This is a genomic window from Streptomyces sp. CY-1, assembly GCF_047218265.1.
Lineage (GTDB): Bacteria > Actinomycetota > Actinomycetes > Streptomycetales > Streptomycetaceae > Streptomyces > Streptomyces niphimycinicus.
The window spans coordinates 3,403,972-3,424,908 of the sequence record NZ_CP178393.1; the positions used below are offsets into that span (position 1 = coordinate 3,403,972).

Here is a 20,937-nt window from a genome sequence, read left to right on the forward strand (position 1 = left end):
TTTATGCGGACCAAACCCTACTGGACGCCATTTGGGGTCGCGCGGGGAGGGTGCCCAACGCGCCGGGGCGCTCCACGAAGGGGTGGAATCCCGGGCTCCGGCCACGATTTCCGGTGCGGTGTCACCCCGAACTCCGGCCCTGGTTGGGGGCCTGCCCGCGGGCCCGACCACGGGCCCGACCGCGGCCGGGGGTGCCCCCTGCTCCGGCCCCGGTTGCGGGTCCGGCTACGGGCCCGGCTGCCGCCGGGTGTGGTCCCTGGTCCGGCCCCGGTGCGACCTCGGGTCTGGTCGCGGTGCGGTCCTGGCCCCGGGCGCGGTGCGGTCTCGGTTCCGGTGGCGGCGCGGACCCCGCTCCGGGCGCGACGGTGCGACCTCGGCTCCGGCCGCGGTGCGGACGTGGCTCCGGGCGCGGTGCGGTCTCGGTCGCGGCGCGACCCACGCTCCGGGCGACGGTGCGGACCCCGTTGCGGCGCCGGAGGCGCCCCTCGTGGGGCGTGCCCGTCCGTTTGGTTGTCGCGGCGACTAGCGTTCCGTATGTGCCCTACTTCGACATGGCCTCGTCCGCTCCTCTGCACCCCGTCGCCCGGCAGGCGCTCCTCGCCGCGCTCGACGAGGGGTGGGCCGACCCCGCACGTCTCTACCGGGAAGGGCGGCGGGCCCGGCTGCTGCTGGACGCCGCGCGGGAGGCGGCGGCCGAGGCCGTCGGGTGCCGCCCGGACGAGCTGGTCTTCACTTCTTCGGGGACACGCGCGGTGTACGACGGCATCGCGGGGGCGCTCGCGGGCCGGCGGCGCGCGGGACGCCGTCTGGTCGTCTCCGCCGTGGAGCACTCCTCGGTGCTGCACACGGCGGCCGCGCACGAGGCGGACGGAGGCACGGTCACCGAGGTCCCGGTGGACCGTACGGGGCGGGTCGCGCCGGGTGCGTACAGGGCGGCCCTGCGGGAGGCCCCGGACGGGGTGGCCCTGGCCTGTCTACAGTCCGCCAACCACGAGGTCGGCACCCGGCAGCCGGTCGCCGAAGCGGCCGAGGAGTGCGCGGCGGCGGGCGTACCGCTGCTGGTGGACGCGGCGCAGTCGCTCGGCTGGGGCCCCACGGAGGGCAATTGGTCGCTCTTGACGGCAAGTGCCCACAAATGGGGCGGCCCTGCGGGAGTGGGACTGCTCGCGGTGCGCAAGGGGGTGCGCTTCCGTACGGTCCCGCCCACCGACGAGCGGGAGTCGGGTCGCTCCCCCGGGTTCGAGAACCTCCCCGCCATCGTCGCCGCGGCCGCCTCGCTGCGGGCCGTCCGGGCGGAGGCCGCCGCGGAGGCGGAGCGGCTGCGGGGGCTGGTGGACCGGATCCGGGCGCGGGTGCCGGAGCTGGTGCCGGACGTCGAGGTGGTCGGCGATCCGGAGCGGCGGCTGCCGCATCTGGTGACCTTCTCCTGTCTCTATGTCGACGGAGAGGCGCTTCTCCATGAGCTGGACCGCGCGGAGTTCTCGGTCTCGTCCGGCTCCTCCTGCACCTCGTCCACGCTGACCCCGAGCCATGTGCTGCGGGCCATGGGGGTGCTGTCCGAGGGCAATGTCCGGGTCTCGCTTCCGCGCGGTACGGCCGAGGCGGAGGTGGACCGGTTCCTGGAGGTACTGCCGGGGGTAGTGGCGCGGGTGCGGGAGGGCTTGGGCGCGCCGACGCCTTCCGGGGCCGCCGTCGCCCCGGACCCCGAGCCCGAACGCGAGCCCGAGGTCGAGCTGGTGGTCGACTCGCTCGGCAAGCGGTGCCCGATCCCGGTGATCGAACTGGCCAAGGTGATCGGCGAGGTGCCCGTGGGCGGTGTGGTGGTGGTGCTGTCCGACGACGAGGCGGCCCGGCTGGACATCCCGGCCTGGTGCGAGATGCGAGGCCAGACCTACGAGGGCGAGCGACCGGCCGACCGAGGCACGGCCTATCGGATCCGCCGCCGCGCCTAGGCCCCGGGGGCCCTTGAGCACTGGTGGGCCCAGGCGACCACGGCGGAGCCGCGGGTAGCCTGGCGGGGCCCACAGAGCTACGGCGAAGCCGCGGGAGCCAGTCGGGATTCAGGAGCTACGGCGAAGTCGCAAGGGAGCCAGGCGGGGCCCAAGGGCTACGGCGGATCCGTAGGAGCCACGGCCGCGGCGGGCCCTAGGGAGCGGCAGGCCCTAGGGAGCGGCAGGCCCCTCGGCGCCCTTCGGGGTCCAGGGGAGGTGGGGTGGTCATGGCCTACCGGATCCGCCGCCGCGCCTAGGCCCCAGCGGGGCCCCTTGGGCACCAGCGGGGCCCCTTGGGCACCAGCGGGCCCAGGCGACTACAGCGGAATCGCGGGCAGCCAGGCGGGCAGGGCCCAGGGAACTGCACGGAGCCGGGGGGAGCCACGGCGAAGTCGCGGGGAGCCACGGCGGGGCTCGGGCGACTGCAACGGAGCCGCGCTACGGCACAGCCGCGGGCAGCCAGGCGGGGCCCATGGGATCACAGCGGAGCCGCGGTCGCGGCGGACCCCAGGGGGCCGGGAGCCCCCCGGGCGCCCAGCGGGATCAGGGGCAGTGGGACGCGCGTGGCTTGCCACCAGGGGCTACGGCCAAGCCGCGGGCAGCCACGCGGGGTCCAAGGACCACAGCCGGAGCCGCGCGGAGTCACCGTCGCGGCGGGGCCCAGGGGGCGGCTGCCCCCTGGGCGCCCGGTGGGGTTCAGGGGAGGTGGGGTGCGATCTCGCCCGCGGCCTCATGTCCGTACGCCTTGGCGAAGCGCTCCATGAAGTGGCCCCGGCGCAGCTCGTACTCCTGGGTGCCGATCGTCTCGATGACCAGCGTCGCCAGCATGCAGCCCACCTGGGCGGCGCGCTCGAGCGAGAGGTTCCAGGACAGACCGGAGAGGAAGCCCGCGCGGAAGGCGTCGCCGACGCCGGTCGGGTCGGCCTTCTGGTCCTCCTCCGGGCAGCCGACGACGACGGGCTCCTCGCCCTCGCGGTCGATGCGCACGCCCTGCGCGCCCAGCGTGGTGACCCGGGTGCCGATCTTGGCGAGGATCTGGTCCGCGGTCCAGCCGGTCTTGGTCTCGATCAGCGCGGCCTCGTACTCATTGGTGAAGAGGTATTCCGCGCCGCCGATCAGCAGCCGGATGTCCTCCCCCTCCATGCGGGCGAGCTGCTGGGAGGGGTCGGCCGCGAAGGGGATGCTGCGCGAGCGGCACTCCTCGGTGTGGCGGACCATGGCCTCCGGGTCGTCCGCGCTGATCAGCACGAGGTCGAGGCCGCCGGCGCGCTCCGCGATCGGCTGGAGCTCGATCTGGCGGGCCTCGCTCATGGCGCCGGTGTAGAAGGACGCGATCTGGTTGTGATCGGCGTCGGTGGTGCAGACGAAGCGCGCGGTGTGCTTGACCTCGGAGATATGGACGGACGCGGTGTCCACACCGTGCCGGTCCAGCCAGGCGCGGTAGTCGGCGAAGTCCTCACCGGCCGCGCCGACCAGGATCGGGCTCAGGCCGAGCACGCCCATGCCGAAACAGATGTTGGGGCCGACTCCTCCACGGCGGACATCGAGGGTGTCCACCAGGAAGGAGAGGGAGACCGTATGAAGCTGATCGGCGACGAGCTGATCGGCGAAACGGCCGGGGAAGGACATCAGATGGTCGGTGGCGATGGAGCCGGTTACGGCAATACGCACGGAGTCGCTCCTGCGGGGGCGGAGAGATCGGACGCTTCACGCTATCTGCTCAGCCCGGCCCATACGAACGGAAGAAACTACCCAATAGTAGGGCTTTCTTCACCGACACCCGCTGAATACGGTGCGTGCACGGGGGTACGCGTCGGCGACCCCCATGGACCAGGAGGCATCATGCCCCAGCACCTCAGCCCCGCCCTTCCCGCCACCGGAGCCATCGAGCCCGAGTATCTGGAGGAGCTGCGCGGCGACGGGGCCCGGATGGCGCCGCACTGGGCGGCCACCGTATCGCCTACGGCCAGGCATGTTTCACCGGTCGCCCACTCCCGCATCCGGGGGATCACGGTGCCTCCGGCATCGGCCGATCTGCTGGCCGGCATGTCGGACTACGGCGACTGAAGGAACCGGGCGCGCCCCGGCTCCGTCTCATCGGCATCTCCTCGCGAGGGATGGGACCGTAGAACGTGAGCGGAGCCAAAGGAGCGAAACGGTGAGCACCGAGGACACCGACACCCCGCAGACCCCCGACGACACTCCCCGGCCGCGCCGGCGCTCGCCGCTGGCCGTCGTTTCGGTGGCGGCCGCGGTGCTGGTCGCCGGTGGTGGCGGCGCCTACTGGGCCTCCACCGCGGCGGACGGCGGGACCCGCGGTCCGGGCGCGGCGGGCGAGGACGGAGCGCCCAAGCCCCTCGCGCTGGACGCCTACGCCACCCCGGGCGGTGAGCGAGGCGGGAATGAGGGCATCGCGCCCGGTGAGCCCGATCCACATGGCGGCCGCTACGTCGTCACGGGCAAGCTGCCGGACGGGCCGAAGGAGGCCCCGGTCTATCTGACCGATCCGAAGGTCACCAAGGCCGATGTGGCGCGGCTGGCGAAGGCGCTGGACGTCTCCGGCAGCCCGCGCGCCGACCACGGGTATTGGAAGGTCGGCGGCACCCCGGACGCGAGCGGCCCGACGCTGCGGGTGAGCCGGACCGGACCGGGAAGCTGGTCGTATTCGCGCTATGGGTCGCCGGGCGGTACGTCCTGCGTCCACCCGGACGGGAAACCGGACGGAAAGCCGGACGGGAAACCGGACGCGAAGAAGACCGTGCGGACCGACAAGGGCGATGGGGCGGAGAAGCCCGACAAGAGCTGCCCGTCCTACCGCGACGGCGACAAGCGCGGTGACAACGGCGCCACCGAGGGCCGCGACAAGGCCGTATCCGAGGAGAAGGCCCAGCGCGCCGCCGAGCCGGTGCTCGAGGCACTCGGGCTGTCGGACGCGAAGCTGGACGCGAGTGGCCTCTACGGCGCCGTGCGGATGGTGAACGCCGATCCGAAGGTGGGCGATCTGCCCACCTACGGCTGGGGGACCAGTCTCCAGGTCGGCGCCGACGGCCAGTTGGTCGGCGGCAGCGGCACACTGGCCAAGCCCAAGGAGGACGACAGCTATCCGCTGCTCAGCGCGGAGCAGGCGCTGGAGCGGCTCAACTCGACGTCGGCCAAGGGCGATGGCCCCTCGGGCAAGGTGGACGTGCGCAAGGTGACGTTCGGCCTGGCCTCGCACATGGTGGACGGCCGGCGGGCGCTGGTGCCGTCGTGGATCTTCGAGACCAAGCCGACCGGGACCAACCGGGTGGCGGTCACCCTGCCCTACCCCGCGGTGAAGCCGGAGTTCATCAAGAAGGCCAAGGAGCCGGGCCACTCCCCGTCGACCCGGCCGGGCAAGGGGGAGCAGACCTCCAAGCCGGATGACATCACCTCGTACAGCGTGGACGGCAAGACCCTGACGCTGCGCTTCTGGGGCGGTGTCTGCAACACCTATTCGGTCTCCGCGAAGGAGACCTCGAAGCAGGTGACGCTGGAGCTCGAGAGCAAGCCGAAGCATCCGGGGCGGGCCTGCATCCTCATCGCCAAGCAGTTGGACCGGAAGGTGACGCTGAAGGAGCCGCTGGACGGCCGGAAGGTCGTGGACGGATCCACCGGTGAGACGGTGCCGCTGCGGAAGTGAGCGGGCCGCGGGAGCCGCGGCGGGACATGCGGAAGGGGGCGGGCCCGGTGGGCCCGCCCCCTTCCGTTTCGCTGTCTTCCGCCGTGCCCAGGGCTCAGCTAAAGGAGTCGCCGCAGGCGCAGGAGCCCGTGGCGTTCGGGTTGTCGATGGTGAAGCCCTGCTTCTCGATGGTGTCGACGAAGTCGATCGAGGCACCGCCCAGGTACGGGGCGCTCATGCGGTCGGTCACGACCTTGACGCCGCCGAAGTCCTTGACGACGTCGCCGTCGAGCGAGCGCTCGTCGAAGAAGAGCTGGTAGCGCAGGCCGGAGCAGCCGCCGGGCTGGACGGCGACGCGCAGCGCGAGGTCGTCGCGGCCCTCCTGCTCCAGCAGGCTCTTGACCTTCGACGCGGCGGCGTCGGACAGGATGATGCCCTCGCTCGCGGTGGTCTCGTCCTGAACGGTCATCTGCTTCTCTCCCGGGTCGTACGGACTACTTGCCGTTGGAACCAACCAACGGCGCCCCGGATTCATTCCGGGCCCAGCGTTTATCTCTTGTTGCCCTTCATGCTCGCATACGGCTGGACACACCGGAATGCGTCACATCGACACAATGTCTCTCGTCAAAGTGACGTGAAGCGGCTATGATAGATAGCGTCATTCTGACGATTAGGGTTCCCAGTGAAGAAAGAAGGGTGCGTGACGTGACCACCGCCCAGCCCCTCGATGTGCAGCCGACCCCGCTCGCTCTGCTGCTTCTCGGCCGGGAGGCCGACCCCCGCAGCGAGCGCGGCGTGGAGTGCCCGGGAGACCTTCCGGCGCCCTCCGACCCGGATCTGGTGGCCCGCGCCCGCGCGGCCAAGGAGAAGCTCGGGGACAAGGTCTTCGTCCTCGGCCACCACTACCAGCGCGACGAGGTCATCGAGTTCGCCGATGTCACCGGTGACTCCTTCAAGCTGGCCCGGGACGCGGCCGCGCGGCCGGACGCCGAGTACATCGTCTTCTGCGGTGTGCACTTCATGGCCGAGTCCGCCGACATCCTCACCACCGAGGCCCAGCAGGTCGTCCTCCCCGATCTGGCGGCCGGCTGCTCGATGGCCGACATGGCCACGGCCGAGCAGGTCGCCGAGTGCTGGGAGGTGCTGACCGAGGCGGGCGTCGCGGAGGCCACGGTGCCGGTCTCGTACATGAACTCCTCGGCCGACATCAAGGCGTTCACCGGCAAGCACGGCGGCACGATCTGCACCTCCTCCAATGCCGAGCGGGCCCTGGAGTGGGCGTTCCAGCAGGGGCAGAAGGTGCTGTTCCTGCCCGATCAGCATCTCGGGCGCAATACGGCGGTCCGCGACATGGGCATGTCGCTGGAGGACTGCGTCGTCTACAACCCGCACAAGCCGAACGGCGGGCTCACCCCCGAGCAGCTCCGCGCCGCGACGATGATCCTGTGGCGCGGCCACTGCTCGGTGCACGGCCGCTTCTCGCTGGACTCGGTCAACGATGTGCGCGAACGGATACCGGGTGTGAACGTGCTGGTGCACCCCGAGTGCAAGCACGAGGTCGTGGCCGCGGCCGACTACGTGGGCTCGACCGAGTACATCATCAAGGCCCTGGAGGCCGCCCCCGCCGGTTCGAAGTGGGCGATCGGCACCGAGCTGAACCTCGTACGTCGCCTGGCCAATCGTTTCGCCGACCAGGGCAAGGAGATCGTCTTCCTCGACAAGACGGTCTGCTTCTGCTCGACCATGAACCGGATCGATCTGCCGCATCTGGTCTGGGCGCTGGAGTCGCTGGCGGCCGGCAAGGTGGTCAACCGCATCCAGGTCGACCAGGAGACCGAGCACTTCGCCAAGCTGGCCCTGGAGCGGATGCTGGCGCTGCCGTAGGCGGCGTTGTTCGGCGATGGGGGCGGGGCGCACGATCGTGGCGCCCGCGGCGGGCTGCTTTCCCCTCCCCGCCCCTTCCCACAACTGGGGCTCCGCCCCAGCCCCCGGGGTCTGGGGTCTGGGGCGGAGCCCGGTCCGGAGTCTGAGGCAGAGCCCCCCGTCCGGGGTCTGGGACAGACCCCCGGACCGGGACCCCGGGCAGAGCCCCGGTCCGGAGTCTGAGGCAGAACCCCCGTCCGGGGCCCGGGACAGACCCCCAGACCGGGACCCCGGGCAGAGCCCCGGTCCGGGGCCTGAGGCAGAACCCCCGTCTGGGGCAGAGAACCCCCAGTCCGGGGCCTGAGGGGCGGGGGAGGGAACCCCCGGACCTGCCGGACAGAACCCCCTACGCGCCCCGCGGGGTCTGGGACCAGCCCCAGTTTTGGGAAGGGGCGGGGAGGGGAACAGCACCTGCCGGACAGCCCTACGCGCCCGCGCGGACCAGCCCCGTCTCGTAGGCGATCACCACGAGCTGGGCCCGATCGCGGGCGCCCAGCTTGGCCATCGCGCGGTTGACATGCGTCTTGACCGTGAGCGGGCTGACCTCCAGCCGGGCGGCGATCTCGTCGTTGGACAGCCCGCCCCCGACCTGGACCAGGACCTCGCGCTCGCGGACGGTGAGGGCGTCCAGCCGGGAGGCGTCATAGGCGCCCTCGTCGCCGCTCCCGTCGCCCTGGGCCAGGAAGCGGGCGATCAGCCCCTTGGTCGCGGTCGGGGACAGCAGCGCCTCGCCCGCGGCCGCGATGCGGATCGCCGCGAGCAGCTCATCGGGTTCGGCGCCCTTGCCGAGGAAGCCGCTGGCCCCCGCCCGCAGCGAGTCCACCACGTACTCGTCGACCTCGAAGGTCGTCAGCATGACCACCCGGACGTCCGCGAGCTGCGGATCCTCGGTGATCATGCGGGTCGCGGCCAGCCCGTCCGTACCGGGCATCCGGATGTCCATCAGGACGACATCGGCGCCCCGGGCCCGGGCGATCTCCACCGCCTGCGCACCGTCGGACGCCTCCCCCACCACCTCCATATCCGCCTCGGAGTCCACCAGGACGCGGAACGCGCTGCGCAGCAGCGCCTGATCGTCCGCGAGCAGTACCTTGATCGTCATCAGTCCCCTCCCCTACGCGGCTGAAGAGGAAGTCTCACCCGCACCCGGAAACCGCCCTCGGGCAGGGGGGCCGCCTCGCAACTGCCGCGCAGCGCGGACACCCGCTCACGCATGCCCAGCAGGCCGTGTCCGCCGCCGCCGGTCTCCTCCCCGGGCGCCGGGGGCTCCCCCTCCGGCCCCTCGGGCCGCGTCCCCGCCCCGTCGTCCTCGACCGTGACCTCCAGGGCGCTCCCGGCGGCGCCCCCGACACGGGCGATGCGGATCTCGGCGGTGGCCCCGGGCCCGGCGTGCTTGTGCACATTGGTCAGCGCCTCCTGGACGACCCGGTACGCCGTGAGGTCCACCGAGCCCGGCAGCGGGCCCAGCGCCTCGGGCGGCGCCGCCCGGACCCGGACCCGCATCCCGGCCCGTACGAAGCCGTCCACGAGCTGGTCCAGGACGGCGAGGCCGGGGGCCGGTTCGGTGGGGGCGGCGGGGTCGCCGTACTGCCGCAGCAGGCCGACCGTGGCGCGCAGCTCCTCCAGTGCCGAGCGGCTCGCCTGCCGTACGTGGGCGAGCGCCTCCTTGGCCTGGTCCGGGCGGTTGTCCATGACATGGGAGGCGACCCCGGCCTGGACATTGACCAGCGCGATGTGATGGGCCACGACATCGTGCAGCTCACGGGCGATCCGCAGCCGCTCCTCGGCGACCCGGCGGCGCGCCTCCTCCTCCCGGGTGCGCTCGGCGCGCACCGCCCGCTCCTCGATGGCGGCGACATAGGCGCGCCGGCTGCGCACCGCGTCGCCGGTGGCCGCGGCCAGCCCGGCCCAGGCGAACAGGCCCCAGTTCTCCTGCGAGTACCAGGGGTTGAGCGCGAAGAGCATCCCGGCCCCGGTGAGCAGCACGGCCGTGGCGGCGCCGAGCCGCCAGGTGGTGGGCCGGTCGGTGCGGGTGGCGGCGGTGTAGAGCGCCACCACGACCCCGAACACGATCGAGGTGCGCGGCGGGCCCTCGTCATTGGTGACGATCTCGACGAGGGTGAGGGCGACGGTGAAGGCGAGCACCCCGCGGGGCAGATCGCGGCGGAACACCAGCGAGGCGGCGGCGAGCACGGCCAGCAGTACGAAGAAGGGGCCCAGCGGCTGGTGGCGCATGCGCGGACTGGCCACGGCGCCGATCAGGATCAGCGCGAGGACCCCGATCGCCACCAGGGTGTCCAGGGCGCGGGGGTGGGCACACAGCCAGCGGTGCGGACGGGCCAGACCCGGCCCGACGGCGAGGGGAGTCACGGAATCCAACGGTAGGGGCCGCCGCGGGCCGCCCGGGCTCGATGGGCGGCCCGTGCCCGGCCGGTGAGGGGAGGCAGGACCTGTGTTGGAGTGTGGTCCGGGGGTGCGCCGCACTAGCCCGGAATGAGGCCGTCGTCCTTGAGCATCGCCTTGACTTCCTCGAGGGTCGCGCCGGCCGCGGGGAGGATCAGCTCGGACGGCTGGAGCGCGTCGTCGGGCAGGGGCTCACCGGCCGAGCGCACCGCGTCCAGCAGCGCGCCCAGGGTCTTCCGGAAGCCCTCGTGATCGCCGCCCTCGATCTCGGTGAGCAGCTCGTCGTCCAGCCTGTTCAGTCCGGGCAGATGGCTTTCGGCCACCCGCACCTGGCCCTCCCCCATGATCCGTACGATCATGACGACCTCCTTGGAGACCTCGCCCAGGCGGGGCGCGGGCTACTGCTTGTCGAACTTGTGCGGGGTCTGGGACTGCTGGCCCTGGTCCGTCTTGCCGCCCTCGATCGCCTGCTGCGGGCTGCCGCCGGCCAGCTCGGCCTTCATCCGCTGGAGCTCCAGCTCCACGTCCGTACCGCCGGAGATCCGGTCGAGCTCGGCCGCGATGTCGTCCTTGGCCATACCGGACTGGTCGTCCAGGGCGCCGGAGGCCAGCAGCTCGTCGATCGCGCCCGCGCGGGCCTGGAGCTGCGCCGTCTTGTCCTCGGCACGCTGGATCGCCATGCCGACGTCGCCCATCTCCTCGGAGATGCCGGAGAACGCCTCGCCGATCCGGGTCTGCGCCTGGGCCGCGGTGTAGGTGGCCTTGATGGTCTCCTTACGCGTGCGGAAGGCGTCGACCTTGGCCTGGAGCCGCTGGGCGGCCAGGGTCAGCTTCTCCTCCTCGCCCTGGAGCGTCTGGTGCTGCGTCTCCAGGTCGGTGACCTGCTGCTGAAGCGCGGCGCGGCGGGAGAGCGCCTCACGGGCCAGGTCCTCGCGGCCGAGCGCGAGCGCCTTGCGCCCCTGGTCCTCCAGCTTGGTGGACTGCCCCTGCAACTGGTTGAGCTGGAGCTCGAGGCGCTTGCGCGAGGTCGCCACGTCGGCAACGCCGCGCCGCACCTTCTGGAGCAGCTCAAGCTGTTTCTGGTACGAGTAGTCAAGGGTCTCGCGCGGGTCCTCGGCCCGGTCCAGGGCCTTGTTGGCCTTCGCGCGGAAGATCATCCCCATACGCTTCATGACACCGCTCATGGGCCTCGCGCGCCCCCTTCTGACGGACGTGTGACTCCGGCACTCCAACAGACCCAGCCTACGGGCCCTGCTTCCATTACCGCACTGTTCGAGCCCGCTCGCGCTCCTCCTCCAGGACGATCGGAGCGCCGGAGCCTCCGGCGCAAGGAGGAGTGTGTCCCCTGTGTCCCGATACGGCGGGACTCCGTTGCCTGATCGTTCCCTCTGAGGCTGGGGCGCACACTCCGCAACCCGTACCCTTGGGCCTTGTGTTCCGAAGCCGTTCCAAGGATGAGCAGGCCGCAACCACCAAGGTGACCGCGGACCAGCCGCAGCAGACCCGTGACCCGCAGGCGCCCAAGGGCCGCCCCACTCCCAAGCGGAGCGAGGCCCAGTCGCAGCGCCGCAGCCTGGCGAAGACGCCGGCCAACCGCAAGGACGCCTCCAAGCGTGCCCGCGAGGCCCGCCGCGCCGATCTGGCCAAGCAGCGCGAGGCGCTGGCCGGGGGCGACGAGCGGTATCTGCCGGCCCGCGACAAGGGTCCGGTGCGGCGCTTCGCCCGCGACTTCGTGGACTCGCGGTTCTCCGTCGCCGAGTACTTCCTGCCGCTCGCGGTGGTCATCCTGATCCTGAGCATGATCCAGGCCGGGGCCATGCAGAGCTATGTGCTGCTGCTGTGGATGGTGGTCATCGTCCTGATCGTGATCAACTCCATCTTCTTCGGCTTCCAGCTCAAGCGGCAGCTCCGCCGGCGCTTCCCGGACGAGAATCTGCGCGGCGCGGTGGCGTACGCCCTGATGCGCACCCTCCAGATGCGTCGGCTGCGGCTGCCCAAGCCGCAGGTCAAGCGCGGAGAGCGGCCCTGAGCGGCAGACCCTCCGGCTTCACCGGCGGGGCGCCCGGCTGGCTGAGCCACCTCGGGGGCCTGCGGAACACCGTCCGGCAGGCGCTGGTCGCCCGCCAGCTCGATGAGCAGATCACCGCCCGCTTCCCGGTGGGACAGCGGCTGCGGGTGCTCGACGTGGGCGTCGGCCAGGGCACCCAGGCCCTGCGGTTGGCCCGCGCGGGCCATGAGGTCACCGGGCTGGAGTCCGACCCCACCATGCTGGAGACGGCCCGCACCGCGCTCGCCGACGAGCCCGAGGGCATCCGCAGACGCGTACGGCTCCTCGAGGGCGACGGCCGGGAGACCGGGGCACACTTCCTGCCCGGCGCCTTCGACGTGGTGCTGTGCCACGGGGTGCTGATGTATCTGCCCGAACCGGATCCGCTGCTCGCCGGGCTGGCCCGGGTGCTGGCCCCCGGCGGTCTGCTCTCCCTGCTGGTGCGCAACGGTGACGCGCTGGCGCTGCGGCCGGGGCTGGCCGGGGACTGGGACACGGCGCTGACCGCCTTCGACACCCCCTCGTACACCAACCGGATCGGGCTGCCGGTCCGCGCCGACCGGCGCGAGGAGCTGACCGAGACCCTGACCGCGATCGGCGCGCCGCTGCGCGTCTGGTACGGCGTGCGGGTCTTCACCGACCTCGCCCCGGACGACGCGGAGCCGCCCGGCTCCCCGGAGTGGGAACGGCTGCTGGCCGCCGAGGAGCGGGCCGGGCGCACCGATCCGTACCGCGCGGTGGCGGCGCTGCTCCATCTGTGCGGGGTACGCGGCTGATCCGGCGACGGGGTGGCGGTGTGACCGCCACCCCGCGCGGGTCCTGCCCGGCGCGCCCGTCCGCACTTCGGCCCGCCGGCCCGCACCTCGGCCCGCCGGCCCGCACCTCGGCCCGCCGGCCCGCACCTCGGCCCGCCGGCCCGTCAGGCGCGGTGGTCCGTCAGGCGCCTTGGCTACTCGCCGCGCAGGCTCATCGGACCGTAGATCTTCGTACCGTCCTCGAAGAGGGTCACCTGCTCCGCGCCTCCTTCGAGGAGCGCCCGCCACTCCTCACCGATCCATGACTCCGCGTCCCCCTGGGTCGGGAACTCCTCCGGCTGCACCGCGGGCTTCGTCTCCGCCCCGTCGGACTTCTCGAACCGCCATGTCCACGCCATTCCAGCCTCCTCCATCCCGCCGGCCCACAGGTGATACCCGCCGGTCCACAGGTGATGTCTGCCCGCAGCCTAGGTGACTGATCACTCCGTACGGGGTGGCCCCGCGCGACCCGTGGGATCGGACGCGAGACGATCGGGGCGTGGAACTCACTCTTCTGGGCACCGGAGCCCCCGACGGGCTGCCGCGCCACGGCTGTCCCTGCGCCTCCTGTGCCGCCGCCGTCGGCGAGGAGGCACGGGCCGCCACCTCGCTGCTGATCGACGGCGCGCTGCTGATCGACCTCACCCCGGGGGCCGCCTTCGCCGCCGCACGGGCCGGCCACTCGCTGGCGGGCGTCCGGCAGGTGCTGCTCTCCCATCCGCACGCGGGCCCGGCCGTCGAGTTCCCGGCCGGACTACCGGCGCCGGGGCGGGTGCCGGACGGCCGCACGCTGTCCCTGATCAGCGGCCACCGGGTGCGGGCGGTCGCGCTGGACTCCCCCGGTACCGGCTACGAGGTCACCGGCCCCGACGGCACCCGGCTGCTGTACCTCCCGCCGGGCGCCGCCGCCGCGGGCCTCGCCACCGCGGACCTCCCCGACCCGGCCGAGCCGTACGACATGGTGCTGCTCGATGTGCTGGGCCGCCCCGACGCCCTGGCCGCCCTGCGCGCCTCGGGCGCCGTGGGCGCCACCACCGACGTCCTGGCCGTCCACCTCGACCACGCCACCCCGCCCGGCCGGGAGCTGCACCGCCGCCTCGCCGCGGCGGGCGCGCGTACGGTGCCGGACGGGCGGACGCTGATCGTCGGCGAGTACTCCGCGGTACCGGATCTGCCGCGCCGCACGCTGGTGCTGGGCGGCGCCAGGTCCGGCAAGTCCCTGGAGGCGGAACGGCGGCTGGCCGCCTTCCCCGACGTCCTGTACGTCGCCACGGGCGGCACCCGCGAAGGCGACCCCGAATGGGCCGCCCGCGTCGCCGCCCACCGCGAGCGCCGCCCCGGCTCCTGGCGCACCGCCGAGACCTGCGATCTGACACCGCTGCTCGCCGAGGACGGCCCACCGCTGCTCATCGACTGCCTGGCGCTGTGGCTCACCGACGCGCTGGACTCCGTGAACGCCTGGGACGACGAGAAGTGGGCGAACGGCGGTGAACGCGCCCTCCGCGAGCGGGTGTCCGCCCTCGTCGCCGGGGTCCGCGCCACCAGCCGTACGGTGGTCGCGGTGAGCAACGAGGTCGGCTCCGGCGTCGTCCCCGCGACCGCCTCCGGCCGCCGCTTCCGCGATGAACTGGGCCGGTTGAACGCGATGTTCGCCGAGGAGTGCGAGCAGGTGCTGCTGGTGGTGGCCGGGCAGGCCCTCCCCCTCCGGGGCTGAGCGCGCCCCGGCCCTCCCTCTACGGTGCCAGGAGCTGTCCCGCGGCGAGCGCCGCCGCCACCGCGCCTCCGGCCGCCACCGCCGAGGCGGCGAACAGCGGAATCCTCGGCACCCAGGTGCGCAGCAGCGCGGACCGGGAGGCCCGGTCCAGCAGCGCGTCACGCCCGCGCAGCACGATCAGGCCGACGCTCATGAGGGTGAGCGCCATGCCTGCGCCGAAGGCGGCCACCATCGCCAGGGCGATGCCGGTTCTGCCGGTGAGCAGCCCGGTGAGCAGCACCAGGAAGGCGGATGGCGAGGGCAGCAGACCGCCGGAGGTGCCGAGCACGACCAGACCTCGCCAGGTGAGCAGCGAGGGTGCGTCGGGGATGTGGTGGCTATGCCCGTGGCCGTGACCGTGATGCGAGTGATCGGGATGCGAATGACCGTGGTGCGAGTGACCGTGACCGTGGTGGTGCGGGTGCTGGTGCCCGCGGTGCCGCAGATGCCGCCACAGCAGGCTCACCCCCACCCCCGCCACCACCAGCGCCGCGACCAGTTGCAGCCACCCCGTCAGCAGCTTCATGTCCGGCGCGTTCTTCGCCGCCAGCCACCAGCCGACCGCGAGGACCGCGACCGAGAGCGTATGCATCACGGCGACGATGCCGCCCAGCCACACCGCGTCCCGCGGCCTGCCCCGGCCGCCCACCAGATACCCGGCGGCCAGCGATTTGCCATGCCCGGGAGCACAGGCGTGCAGCGCGCCCACGGCCGCCGCCACGAGCAGTGCCACCGGGACGGCGGCCCCGTGGTCCAGCAGCGAGACCAGATCGGTGGTCCAACTGGTCCAGCCGCCCCGCGAGGACGGCGAGTTGGCCGCTGCCGCCGCGGTCAGCGCGAGCGTACGGGTCGGCTCCTTCGCCGTGTGCAGCCCCCCGCCGCCCTGATCGGTCACCGACAGCGTCCGGTAGGCGGGGTGGACGTCCGTCAACACGGTGACCGTAAGGGTGATCCGGTCCACCGGGCGCGGGCAGACGAAGTGGAGCGTCATGCCGTCGGCCCGGTCCGCCCGGCACGGGCCGCCGTCCTGGCGTACGGCGATATGCGCGCGCAGATAGCCCGCCACATCGCCGTCGGCCTTCTCGCGCAGGGCGGCGACGTCGTCCCGCTGCGCGGACCAGGTCGTCTCCACGGCGGAGCCCGCCGCTTCGACCCTGACGACCGGTGGTGCGCCGAAGGGGTGCGCCTGGGCCGTGCCCGCGCTGCCGAAGAGCAGCGCGGACACGGCGGCCAGCACGAGCAGCACCCCGGTGCGGAGTGTTCGCACGGTGGTGCTTCCTCTCAGTCCCGGCGCGCGGCCAGCGTGTGGACCGTGCCGTCGTCCGTGAGGACGAAGATCCGGTCACCGCTGACGGAGAGGGCCGACGCGACGCCCGCGCCAAGGTTGTACGCGGCCGACTGCCGACCGGTGGCACGGTCGAGGACGAGCAGCCGCCCGTCCCAGGTCCCCACGTAGACGAGGGTCTTGGTCACCAGCGGATGCATCGTCGGCGAGCCCGCACCGGCCTTGCAGCCCATGGCGACCCGCCACTTGTCGTCCAGCGGGCTCTTCCCCGGCAGATAGCCGGACTTCGACTCCCACACCGGCTTCGAGGGATCGGCCGCGCTCGTGTCGTAGGCACGGACGACACCGTCACGTCCCGCGATATAGGCGATGTCGCCCCGGACGGCCGGGCTGGTGAGCGGGGCCGGTCCCGGCTCGCAGGTGCCGCTGCCGCCGAGCTTGGACTCCCAGGTCACCTCGCCCGTCTTCGGGTCGTGCCCGCGGGCTCCGGCGGCGGTGAAGGTCACCAGCTTGGCCGGGCCCGACGCGGGGTCGGTGAGCACGGGCGAGGAGTGGCTGTCGATGCCGCCGCCGGTGTCCTTCACCCAGAGCTGCTTGCAGCTCGCCAGGTCCATGGCGATGACCGTGTTGCTCGACGAGGAGTGCAGATAGGCGGTGTTGGAGCCGGGCTCGCGCACCGCCGTGCTGTGGGACTGCCCCCAGGAGGCCGCGGCGCCGAAGCCGCCGGGCAGCGGGGTGCCGGTCTTCGCGTCACGGCAGCGGATGGTGTCCCAGTCCTGGTAGACGGCGACCGAACGGTCCTGTCCGGTGAGCGCGAAGACACTGACCGGTCCGCCCGCGCGGCCGTAGCGGCGCACCGTCTCGCCGTGCTTCTCCTCGCGGTCGATCGACTCCCAGGCGATCTGGCCGTTCCCGGTGTCCAGGGCGTAGATCCGGCCGACGCCGGTGGTCAGATACACCCGTCCGTCATGGAGCGTCGGCACCGATTCGGCGTCGCCGTCCAGATAGGTGCGCCAGATCTCCCGCCCGGAGGCGATGTCGTAGGCGAGCATCATGCTGTACGGCGAGTCGAAGGCGCGGGACGAGACGATCAGCTTGCCGTCCGTGACCACCGAGCCGTTCAGGTTGAACTGCTCGCCGGTGTGCCGGACCCACTTCAGGTCGAGCTGGGCGCCCGGCTCGTCGGGGCTCGCGGACCGCCCGGCCTCGTCGCCGCCCTGCCGCAGCCAGTTGTGCCCGGCCCTCGGCTGCGGAAGCTCGGAATCCGGTACGACCTTGAAGGTGCTCTTCAGCGCGGGGAGCGCGGGGAACGCCTTGCCCCGGGTGTCGTCCACCTTTGTCTCGGCGGTGTAGGTGCCGGGCCGCAGCCCGTTCAGCGCGCCACTCGCCCGGGTCCATGCCCCGCGTGCGTCGGGGCATGGTTCGGGCTTGCCCCCCGGCGGGGTGTAGCAGTTCTCGATGCCGGGCTTGGCGGCTCCGGCTCCGAAGCGCAAGCCCGTGCGCCGCACCACATGTCCGCGGCTGTCCCGTACGGTCAGCGAGGCCCGGCTGGGGGTGCGGCCGTCGTCCTCGGCGTACACCTCGACGGGGACTCCGGCGGCCGAGCCGTGCACACTGCCCTGCGCGGGGCTGACCAGCGCGCTGTCGTCGTCGATGTCGAACTGCCGGTGGATGCCGGTCACCTGGCCGGTGTCCTCGTTGCGGCGGGTGTGCGGATCATCGGTGATGCCGCTGAAGTCGAGCACCTTGTAGTCGGGGTGGGCTCCGTCGATTCCGTAGGTGCCCTGGTTGTTGATCTCGACGGAGCGCCTGAACGCGCCACGGCGGTATTCCGCCTGCTGGTTGTGGCCCGCGGCGACCATCCGCACGTCGTACTTGGCCAGCTCGTCGATGGTCGGCTGCATGCCCGCGCCGGGGCCCCACTGGGTGAACAGCGAGCGGTGCGCGAAGACGAGCACCTGCTTGCCGACCGCGTGCTGGGCCAGGTCCCTGCGCAGCCAGTCCAACTGCGGCTTCAGCCCGCTCGCGTCGTAGTTGTCCTCGAGCACGACGACATGGCGGCCGTTGCGGTCGAAGCTGTACCACTCGGGAGCCAGGTTGCGGCGGTAGTACTCCATGCTGCCGGCGTAGCCCTGGGAGGTGGCCGTGCCGCCGAAGTCGTGGTTGCCCATGACCGGATAGAAGGGGTGGCCGAGCCGCCCCTGCTCCAGCCCCTTGCTGAACAGGTCGTACGCGCCCTGCCTGCGCGGCTCGTCCGCGTAGTCGGTGACCGTCAGGTCGCCGGTCGAGATCTGCATCGTGGCGCCGTCGACCTCGGACATCGCCTGGACCTGCCCCGTCCACTGGGGCAGCGCCGTACGCGCCTCGTCGTCGGTGCGGTTGCCGACCTCGGGGTCGGAGTTCATGACCCAGGTCTCGGTCGGATCGGCGGCGTGGCGGTCCGGCACCAGCGCGAAGTCGACGCCGCTGCCGCCGGTCTCGGGGACCTTGTGGAAGAACTCGGGGATGTAGTCCTTGCGCAGCACCGGCGTATAGCCATCGGGCGAGACGATGCTGACGATGTCGGTCTCGCGCCGGTTCGGATCGATGGTGAGCGAGTACGAACCGTCCGCGCCGGTCGTGGTCCACACGGCGCCGTCGGTGACATCGACGCCGGCCATGGCCCGCTCCCCCTGGTCCCGCTCGCCGTTGCCGTTGCCGTCCTTGAAGACGGTGCCCTTGACGGTGGCGCTCTCCGGCGCCGGGTCGTCGGCGAGGGCGGCCTGGGGCACGAGGAAGGAGACCGCGACCGCGCTCGCGGCGGCGATCCGCCACCTGCGGCCGGTGCGCAGCAGCCGTCGCGACACCCGCAGCAGGGTGGGCAGTCGCAGTGCGGCCAGTACGAGCACCAGACCGGCCGCCGAGGCGAGGATGACGGTGAGCCAGGGGAAGCCGGGCAGGGCGTGCGCGCCCTTGGCGTCGACGAGCGGCGCATCGGCGGAGGCGTCGACCGCGGTGCCGTCGAACTCGACGACGACCTGGGTCAGTCCGCCCTGCTGGAGCAGCGGCCTCAGGTCGAGCGAGTTGACGTGGCAGCTCCACGCCAGCTCGATGACGACCCCGCCGGGCACCCCGCCGTCGTCACCGGGAACGCCGGAGCCGGTGGCCGGGCAGCCGGCCGACAGCAGCCCGGTGGCCCAGGCGCCGGCCCGCTCCGGGGACACCAGGTCGCGATGGACTATCAGACGGCCACTTGTGGCCTTGTCGCCTGTGGCGACGACCAGTTCGGCATGTTGGCGCGAAACATGCGCCGCAGCGGGCTGGGCGCCGATGCCCAGCACAAGGAAGAGCAGTGCGAGACAGAGCCCGATCACCGCACGTATGTTTTTCATAAGGACGGACGCTAAGCGGCACCCATCTGCTTTCAGCCAAGATCGGGTGGACTTCAGCCAGTGGACCCCAAGAGTTCAGCAACGAAGCGTCGCCCGGCCACCGGCATTCCGATGACCTCGATCACGACCGCGATCATGACCTCGACCACGACCTCGCTCATGGCCCCGACCACGACCTCGCCCATGGCCTCGCTCATCCAGATGCGGCTTCGCCCGGTAGGGTTCCGCCCGTGAGCGGCCTGAATCTCGATGACTTCGTCGACCTGATCGAACGCCCCGACGGGGGCATCCGGCGTGACGCCGAGGAGCGCCGTGAGCGGCTCGCGTTGCCGCCGGGCGCGCTCGGGCGGCTGGACGAACTGGGCGAATGGCTGTCCGCCGCGCAGCAGCGGGTGCCGGTCAAGCCCATCGAACGGCCCCGGGTCATCCTCTTCGCGGGCGACCACGGCATCGCCGACCTCGGCGTCTCCGCCCGCCCCGCCAGGAGCGCCCACCGCCTGGTCCGCGCCGTGCTCGACGGCGAGAGCCCGGCCGCCATCCTCGCCGCCCGCCTCGGCGCGTCCGTCCGCGTCATCGACATGGCGCTGGACTGCGATCCCGAGGACCTCCCGGCGGAGGTCACCCGCCACCGCGTACGCCGCGGCTCCGGCCGGCTCGACGTCGAGGACGCGCTCACCCTGGACGAGGCCGAACGGGCCTTCCGCACCGGGATGGCCATCGCCGACGAGGAAGTGGACTCCGGCACCGACCTGCTCGTCCTCGGTGACCTCAGCGTCGGCGGCACCACGGCCGCCGCCACGCTGATCGCCGCGCTGTGCGGTACGGACGCGTCCGTGGTCACCGGCCGCGGCGGGGCCGCCATCGACGACCTCGCCTGGATGCGCAAATGCGCCGCGATCCGCGACGGGCTGCGCCGGGCCCGCCCGGTGCTCGGCGATCAGCTCCAGTTGCTGGCCACGGTCGGCGGCGCCGACCTCGCCGCGATCACCGGCTTCCTGCTACAGAGCGCCGTACGCCGCACCCCCGTGATCCTCGACGGCGTCGTCTCGGCGGCCTGCGCACTGGTCGCCCAGCGGGTGGCGTTCCGCGCCCCCGACTGGTGGCTGGCCGGTCAGGCCAGCGGCGAACCCGGCCAGGAAAAGGCCCTCGACCGCATCGCCCTCACGCCGCTGCTGGACCACGGCGTCACGGTGGGCGAGGGCACGGGGGCGCTGCTCGCGCTGCCGCTGGTACAGGCGGCGGCGGCGCTGCACGCGGAACTCCCGGAGCGCCCGGAGGACTCCGAGGGCGCGGGGCCCTCGGACCACCCGGCGACGTCCGAGGACCCGGAGAACCCGGAGAACCCGGAGCCCAACGGCTAGGACCCCCCGGCGGATCTTCCCCCACCCCGCCCCTTCCCGCAGCAGCGGTGTGCGGCTCCGCCACATGGCAGAGGCTCCGCCCCTGGACTCCGCCCCACCACGCGACGAAGCCGCACACCGCTGCCGGAAGGCACGGGAGACGAGCAGCCCGCCAGCTCGGCCCGCTACCAGGGGCTTCGCCCCCGGACCCGGGGTCTGGGGCAGAGCCCCACCACACGGCGAAGCCGCATATCGATGCTGCGGGAAGGGACGGGGAAGGGAACAGCCCACCCGCACCCGTCGCCAGGAGCTCCGCCCCCGGAGCCCGGGGCCTGGGGCAGAGCCCCACCACACGGCCGAACCGCACTCCATGCCGCGAGAAGGCACAGG

General features: G+C 72.6%; 18 protein-coding genes. 8 read left to right on the top strand and 10 right to left on the bottom strand.

Annotated features, from left to right (window positions below):
• Positions 1-536 precede the first annotated feature (536 nt).
• Positions 537-1,952, top strand: coding sequence for a cysteine desulfurase/sulfurtransferase TusA family protein (locus tag ACK1X7_RS14710; RefSeq protein WP_385155485.1), 1,416 nt, complete (start codon positions 537-539; stop codon positions 1,950-1,952).
• Positions 1,953-2,687: 735 nt separating this feature from the next.
• On the opposite strand, the gene ACK1X7_RS14715 is transcribed toward ACK1X7_RS14710, so the two are convergent.
• Positions 2,688-3,662 carry a carbohydrate kinase family protein gene (locus ACK1X7_RS14715; protein ID WP_385155488.1) on the bottom strand — a complete coding sequence of 325 codons (975 nt, stop codon included), beginning with the start codon at positions 3,660-3,662 and terminating at the stop codon, positions 2,688-2,690.
• 171 nt (positions 3,663-3,833) lie between these two features.
• Here ACK1X7_RS14715 and ACK1X7_RS14720 point away from each other — a divergent pair, with 171 nt between their 5' ends.
• Positions 3,834-4,058, top strand: a complete 225-nt coding sequence (locus tag ACK1X7_RS14720; RefSeq protein WP_385155491.1) for a hypothetical protein — start codon at positions 3,834-3,836, stop codon at positions 4,056-4,058.
• Positions 4,059-4,149: 91 nt separating this feature from the next.
• Complete coding sequence (locus tag ACK1X7_RS14725) at positions 4,150-5,652, top strand: hypothetical protein (protein ID WP_398159332.1); 1,503 nt, start codon at positions 4,150-4,152, stop codon at positions 5,650-5,652.
• Between the two features lie 94 nt (positions 5,653-5,746).
• Here ACK1X7_RS14725 and ACK1X7_RS14730 read toward each other — a convergent pair whose 3' ends face one another.
• Positions 5,747-6,100 (bottom strand): HesB/IscA family protein, encoded by a 354-nt coding sequence (locus tag ACK1X7_RS14730; RefSeq protein WP_020871998.1) that lies wholly within the window; start codon positions 6,098-6,100, stop codon positions 5,747-5,749.
• Between the two features lie 236 nt (positions 6,101-6,336).
• Here ACK1X7_RS14730 and nadA point away from each other — a divergent pair, with 236 nt between their 5' ends.
• Positions 6,337-7,515, top strand: coding sequence for a quinolinate synthase NadA (gene nadA / locus ACK1X7_RS14735; protein WP_361513306.1), 1,179 nt, complete (start codon positions 6,337-6,339; stop codon positions 7,513-7,515).
• A 463-nt stretch (positions 7,516-7,978) separates the two neighbouring features.
• On the opposite strand, the gene ACK1X7_RS14740 is transcribed toward nadA, so the two are convergent.
• From ACK1X7_RS14740 to ACK1X7_RS14755, 4 genes are all read right to left on the bottom strand, one after another.
• Positions 7,979-8,656 (bottom strand): response regulator, encoded by a 678-nt coding sequence (locus ACK1X7_RS14740; protein ID WP_385151932.1) that lies wholly within the window; start codon positions 8,654-8,656, stop codon positions 7,979-7,981.
• The gene (locus ACK1X7_RS14745) at positions 8,656-9,933 is read right to left on the bottom strand and encodes a sensor histidine kinase (protein WP_385151929.1); all 1,278 of its coding nucleotides are present in this window, start codon (positions 9,931-9,933) and stop codon (positions 8,656-8,658) included. The genes ACK1X7_RS14740 and ACK1X7_RS14745 overlap by 1 nt, the downstream gene beginning before the upstream one ends.
• A 104-nt stretch (positions 9,934-10,037) precedes the next feature.
• Complete coding sequence (gene pspAA / locus ACK1X7_RS14750; protein ID WP_385151926.1) at positions 10,038-10,316, bottom strand: PspA-associated protein PspAA; 279 nt, start codon at positions 10,314-10,316, stop codon at positions 10,038-10,040.
• Between the two features lie 39 nt (positions 10,317-10,355).
• Positions 10,356-11,129: a PspA/IM30 family protein gene (locus ACK1X7_RS14755; RefSeq protein ID WP_216346424.1), complete on the bottom strand. Its 774-nt coding sequence runs from the start codon at positions 11,127-11,129 to the stop codon at positions 10,356-10,358.
• A 260-nt stretch (positions 11,130-11,389) separates the two neighbouring features.
• Here ACK1X7_RS14755 and ACK1X7_RS14760 point away from each other — a divergent pair, with 260 nt between their 5' ends.
• A complete protein-coding gene (locus ACK1X7_RS14760) occupies positions 11,390-11,986 on the top strand; it encodes a DUF3043 domain-containing protein (protein WP_385151923.1) in 597 nt (198 codons plus the stop codon).
• 83 nt (positions 11,987-12,069) lie between these two features.
• Entirely contained in the window at positions 12,070-12,780 is a 711-nt protein-coding gene (locus ACK1X7_RS14765) for a class I SAM-dependent methyltransferase (protein WP_385151938.1), read from the top strand.
• 173 nt (positions 12,781-12,953) lie between these two features.
• On the opposite strand, the gene ACK1X7_RS14770 is transcribed toward ACK1X7_RS14765, so the two are convergent.
• Positions 12,954-13,157: a hypothetical protein gene (locus ACK1X7_RS14770; RefSeq protein ID WP_059143388.1), complete on the bottom strand. Its 204-nt coding sequence runs from the start codon at positions 13,155-13,157 to the stop codon at positions 12,954-12,956.
• Positions 13,158-13,297: 140 nt separating this feature from the next.
• Here ACK1X7_RS14770 and ACK1X7_RS14775 point away from each other — a divergent pair, with 140 nt between their 5' ends.
• Positions 13,298-14,512: a bifunctional adenosylcobinamide kinase/adenosylcobinamide-phosphate guanylyltransferase gene (locus ACK1X7_RS14775; protein ID WP_385151920.1), complete on the top strand. Its 1,215-nt coding sequence runs from the start codon at positions 13,298-13,300 to the stop codon at positions 14,510-14,512.
• A 19-nt stretch (positions 14,513-14,531) separates the two neighbouring features.
• Here the strand turns inward: ACK1X7_RS14775 and ACK1X7_RS14780 are convergent, their stop codons facing one another.
• Genes ACK1X7_RS14780 through ACK1X7_RS14790 form a run of 3 tightly spaced genes read right to left on the bottom strand, consistent with a single transcriptional unit; the run spans position 14,532 to position 19,392 of the window.
• On the bottom strand, positions 14,532-15,818 hold the full coding sequence (locus tag ACK1X7_RS14780; protein WP_413115148.1) for a hypothetical protein: 1,287 nt from the start codon (positions 15,816-15,818) through the stop codon (positions 14,532-14,534).
• Between the two features lie 14 nt (positions 15,819-15,832).
• Positions 15,833-19,207 carry a PQQ-binding-like beta-propeller repeat protein gene (locus tag ACK1X7_RS14785; protein ID WP_413115149.1) on the bottom strand — a complete coding sequence of 1,125 codons (3,375 nt, stop codon included), beginning with the start codon at positions 19,205-19,207 and terminating at the stop codon, positions 15,833-15,835.
• A gap of 53 nt (positions 19,208-19,260) precedes the next feature.
• Entirely contained in the window at positions 19,261-19,392 is a 132-nt protein-coding gene (locus ACK1X7_RS14790) for a hypothetical protein (protein WP_413115150.1), read from the bottom strand.
• Positions 19,393-19,437: 45 nt separating this feature from the next.
• Between ACK1X7_RS14790 and cobT the strand changes: the two genes are divergently transcribed.
• On the top strand, positions 19,438-20,568 hold the full coding sequence (cobT, locus tag ACK1X7_RS14795) for a nicotinate-nucleotide--dimethylbenzimidazole phosphoribosyltransferase (protein ID WP_385151911.1): 1,131 nt from the start codon (positions 19,438-19,440) through the stop codon (positions 20,566-20,568).
• The last annotated feature ends 369 nt before the right edge of the window (positions 20,569-20,937 follow it).

Excerpts from the sequence above, each read along its gene's own strand:
- ACK1X7_RS14720 (WP_385155491.1), top strand. The coding sequence starts at position 3,834 with ATGCCCCAGCACCTCAGCCCCGCCCTTCCCGCCACCGGAGCCATCGAG.
- ACK1X7_RS14730 (WP_020871998.1), bottom strand. The coding sequence starts at position 6,100 with ATGACCGTTCAGGACGAGACCACCGCGAGCGAGGGCATCATCCTGTCC.
- ACK1X7_RS14740 (WP_385151932.1), bottom strand. The coding sequence starts at position 8,656 with ATGACGATCAAGGTACTGCTCGCGGACGATCAGGCGCTGCTGCGCAGC.
- pspAA (WP_385151926.1), bottom strand. The coding sequence starts at position 10,316 with ATGATCGTACGGATCATGGGGGAGGGCCAGGTGCGGGTGGCCGAAAGC.
- ACK1X7_RS14755 (WP_216346424.1), bottom strand. The coding sequence starts at position 11,129 with ATGAAGCGTATGGGGATGATCTTCCGCGCGAAGGCCAACAAGGCCCTG.
- ACK1X7_RS14770 (WP_059143388.1), bottom strand. The coding sequence starts at position 13,157 with ATGGCGTGGACATGGCGGTTCGAGAAGTCCGACGGGGCGGAGACGAAG.
- ACK1X7_RS14785 (WP_413115149.1), bottom strand. The coding sequence starts at position 19,207 with ATGAAAAACATACGTGCGGTGATCGGGCTCTGTCTCGCACTGCTCTTC.
- ACK1X7_RS14790 (WP_413115150.1), bottom strand. The coding sequence starts at position 19,392 with ATGGGCGAGGTCGTGGTCGGGGCCATGAGCGAGGTCGTGGTCGAGGTC.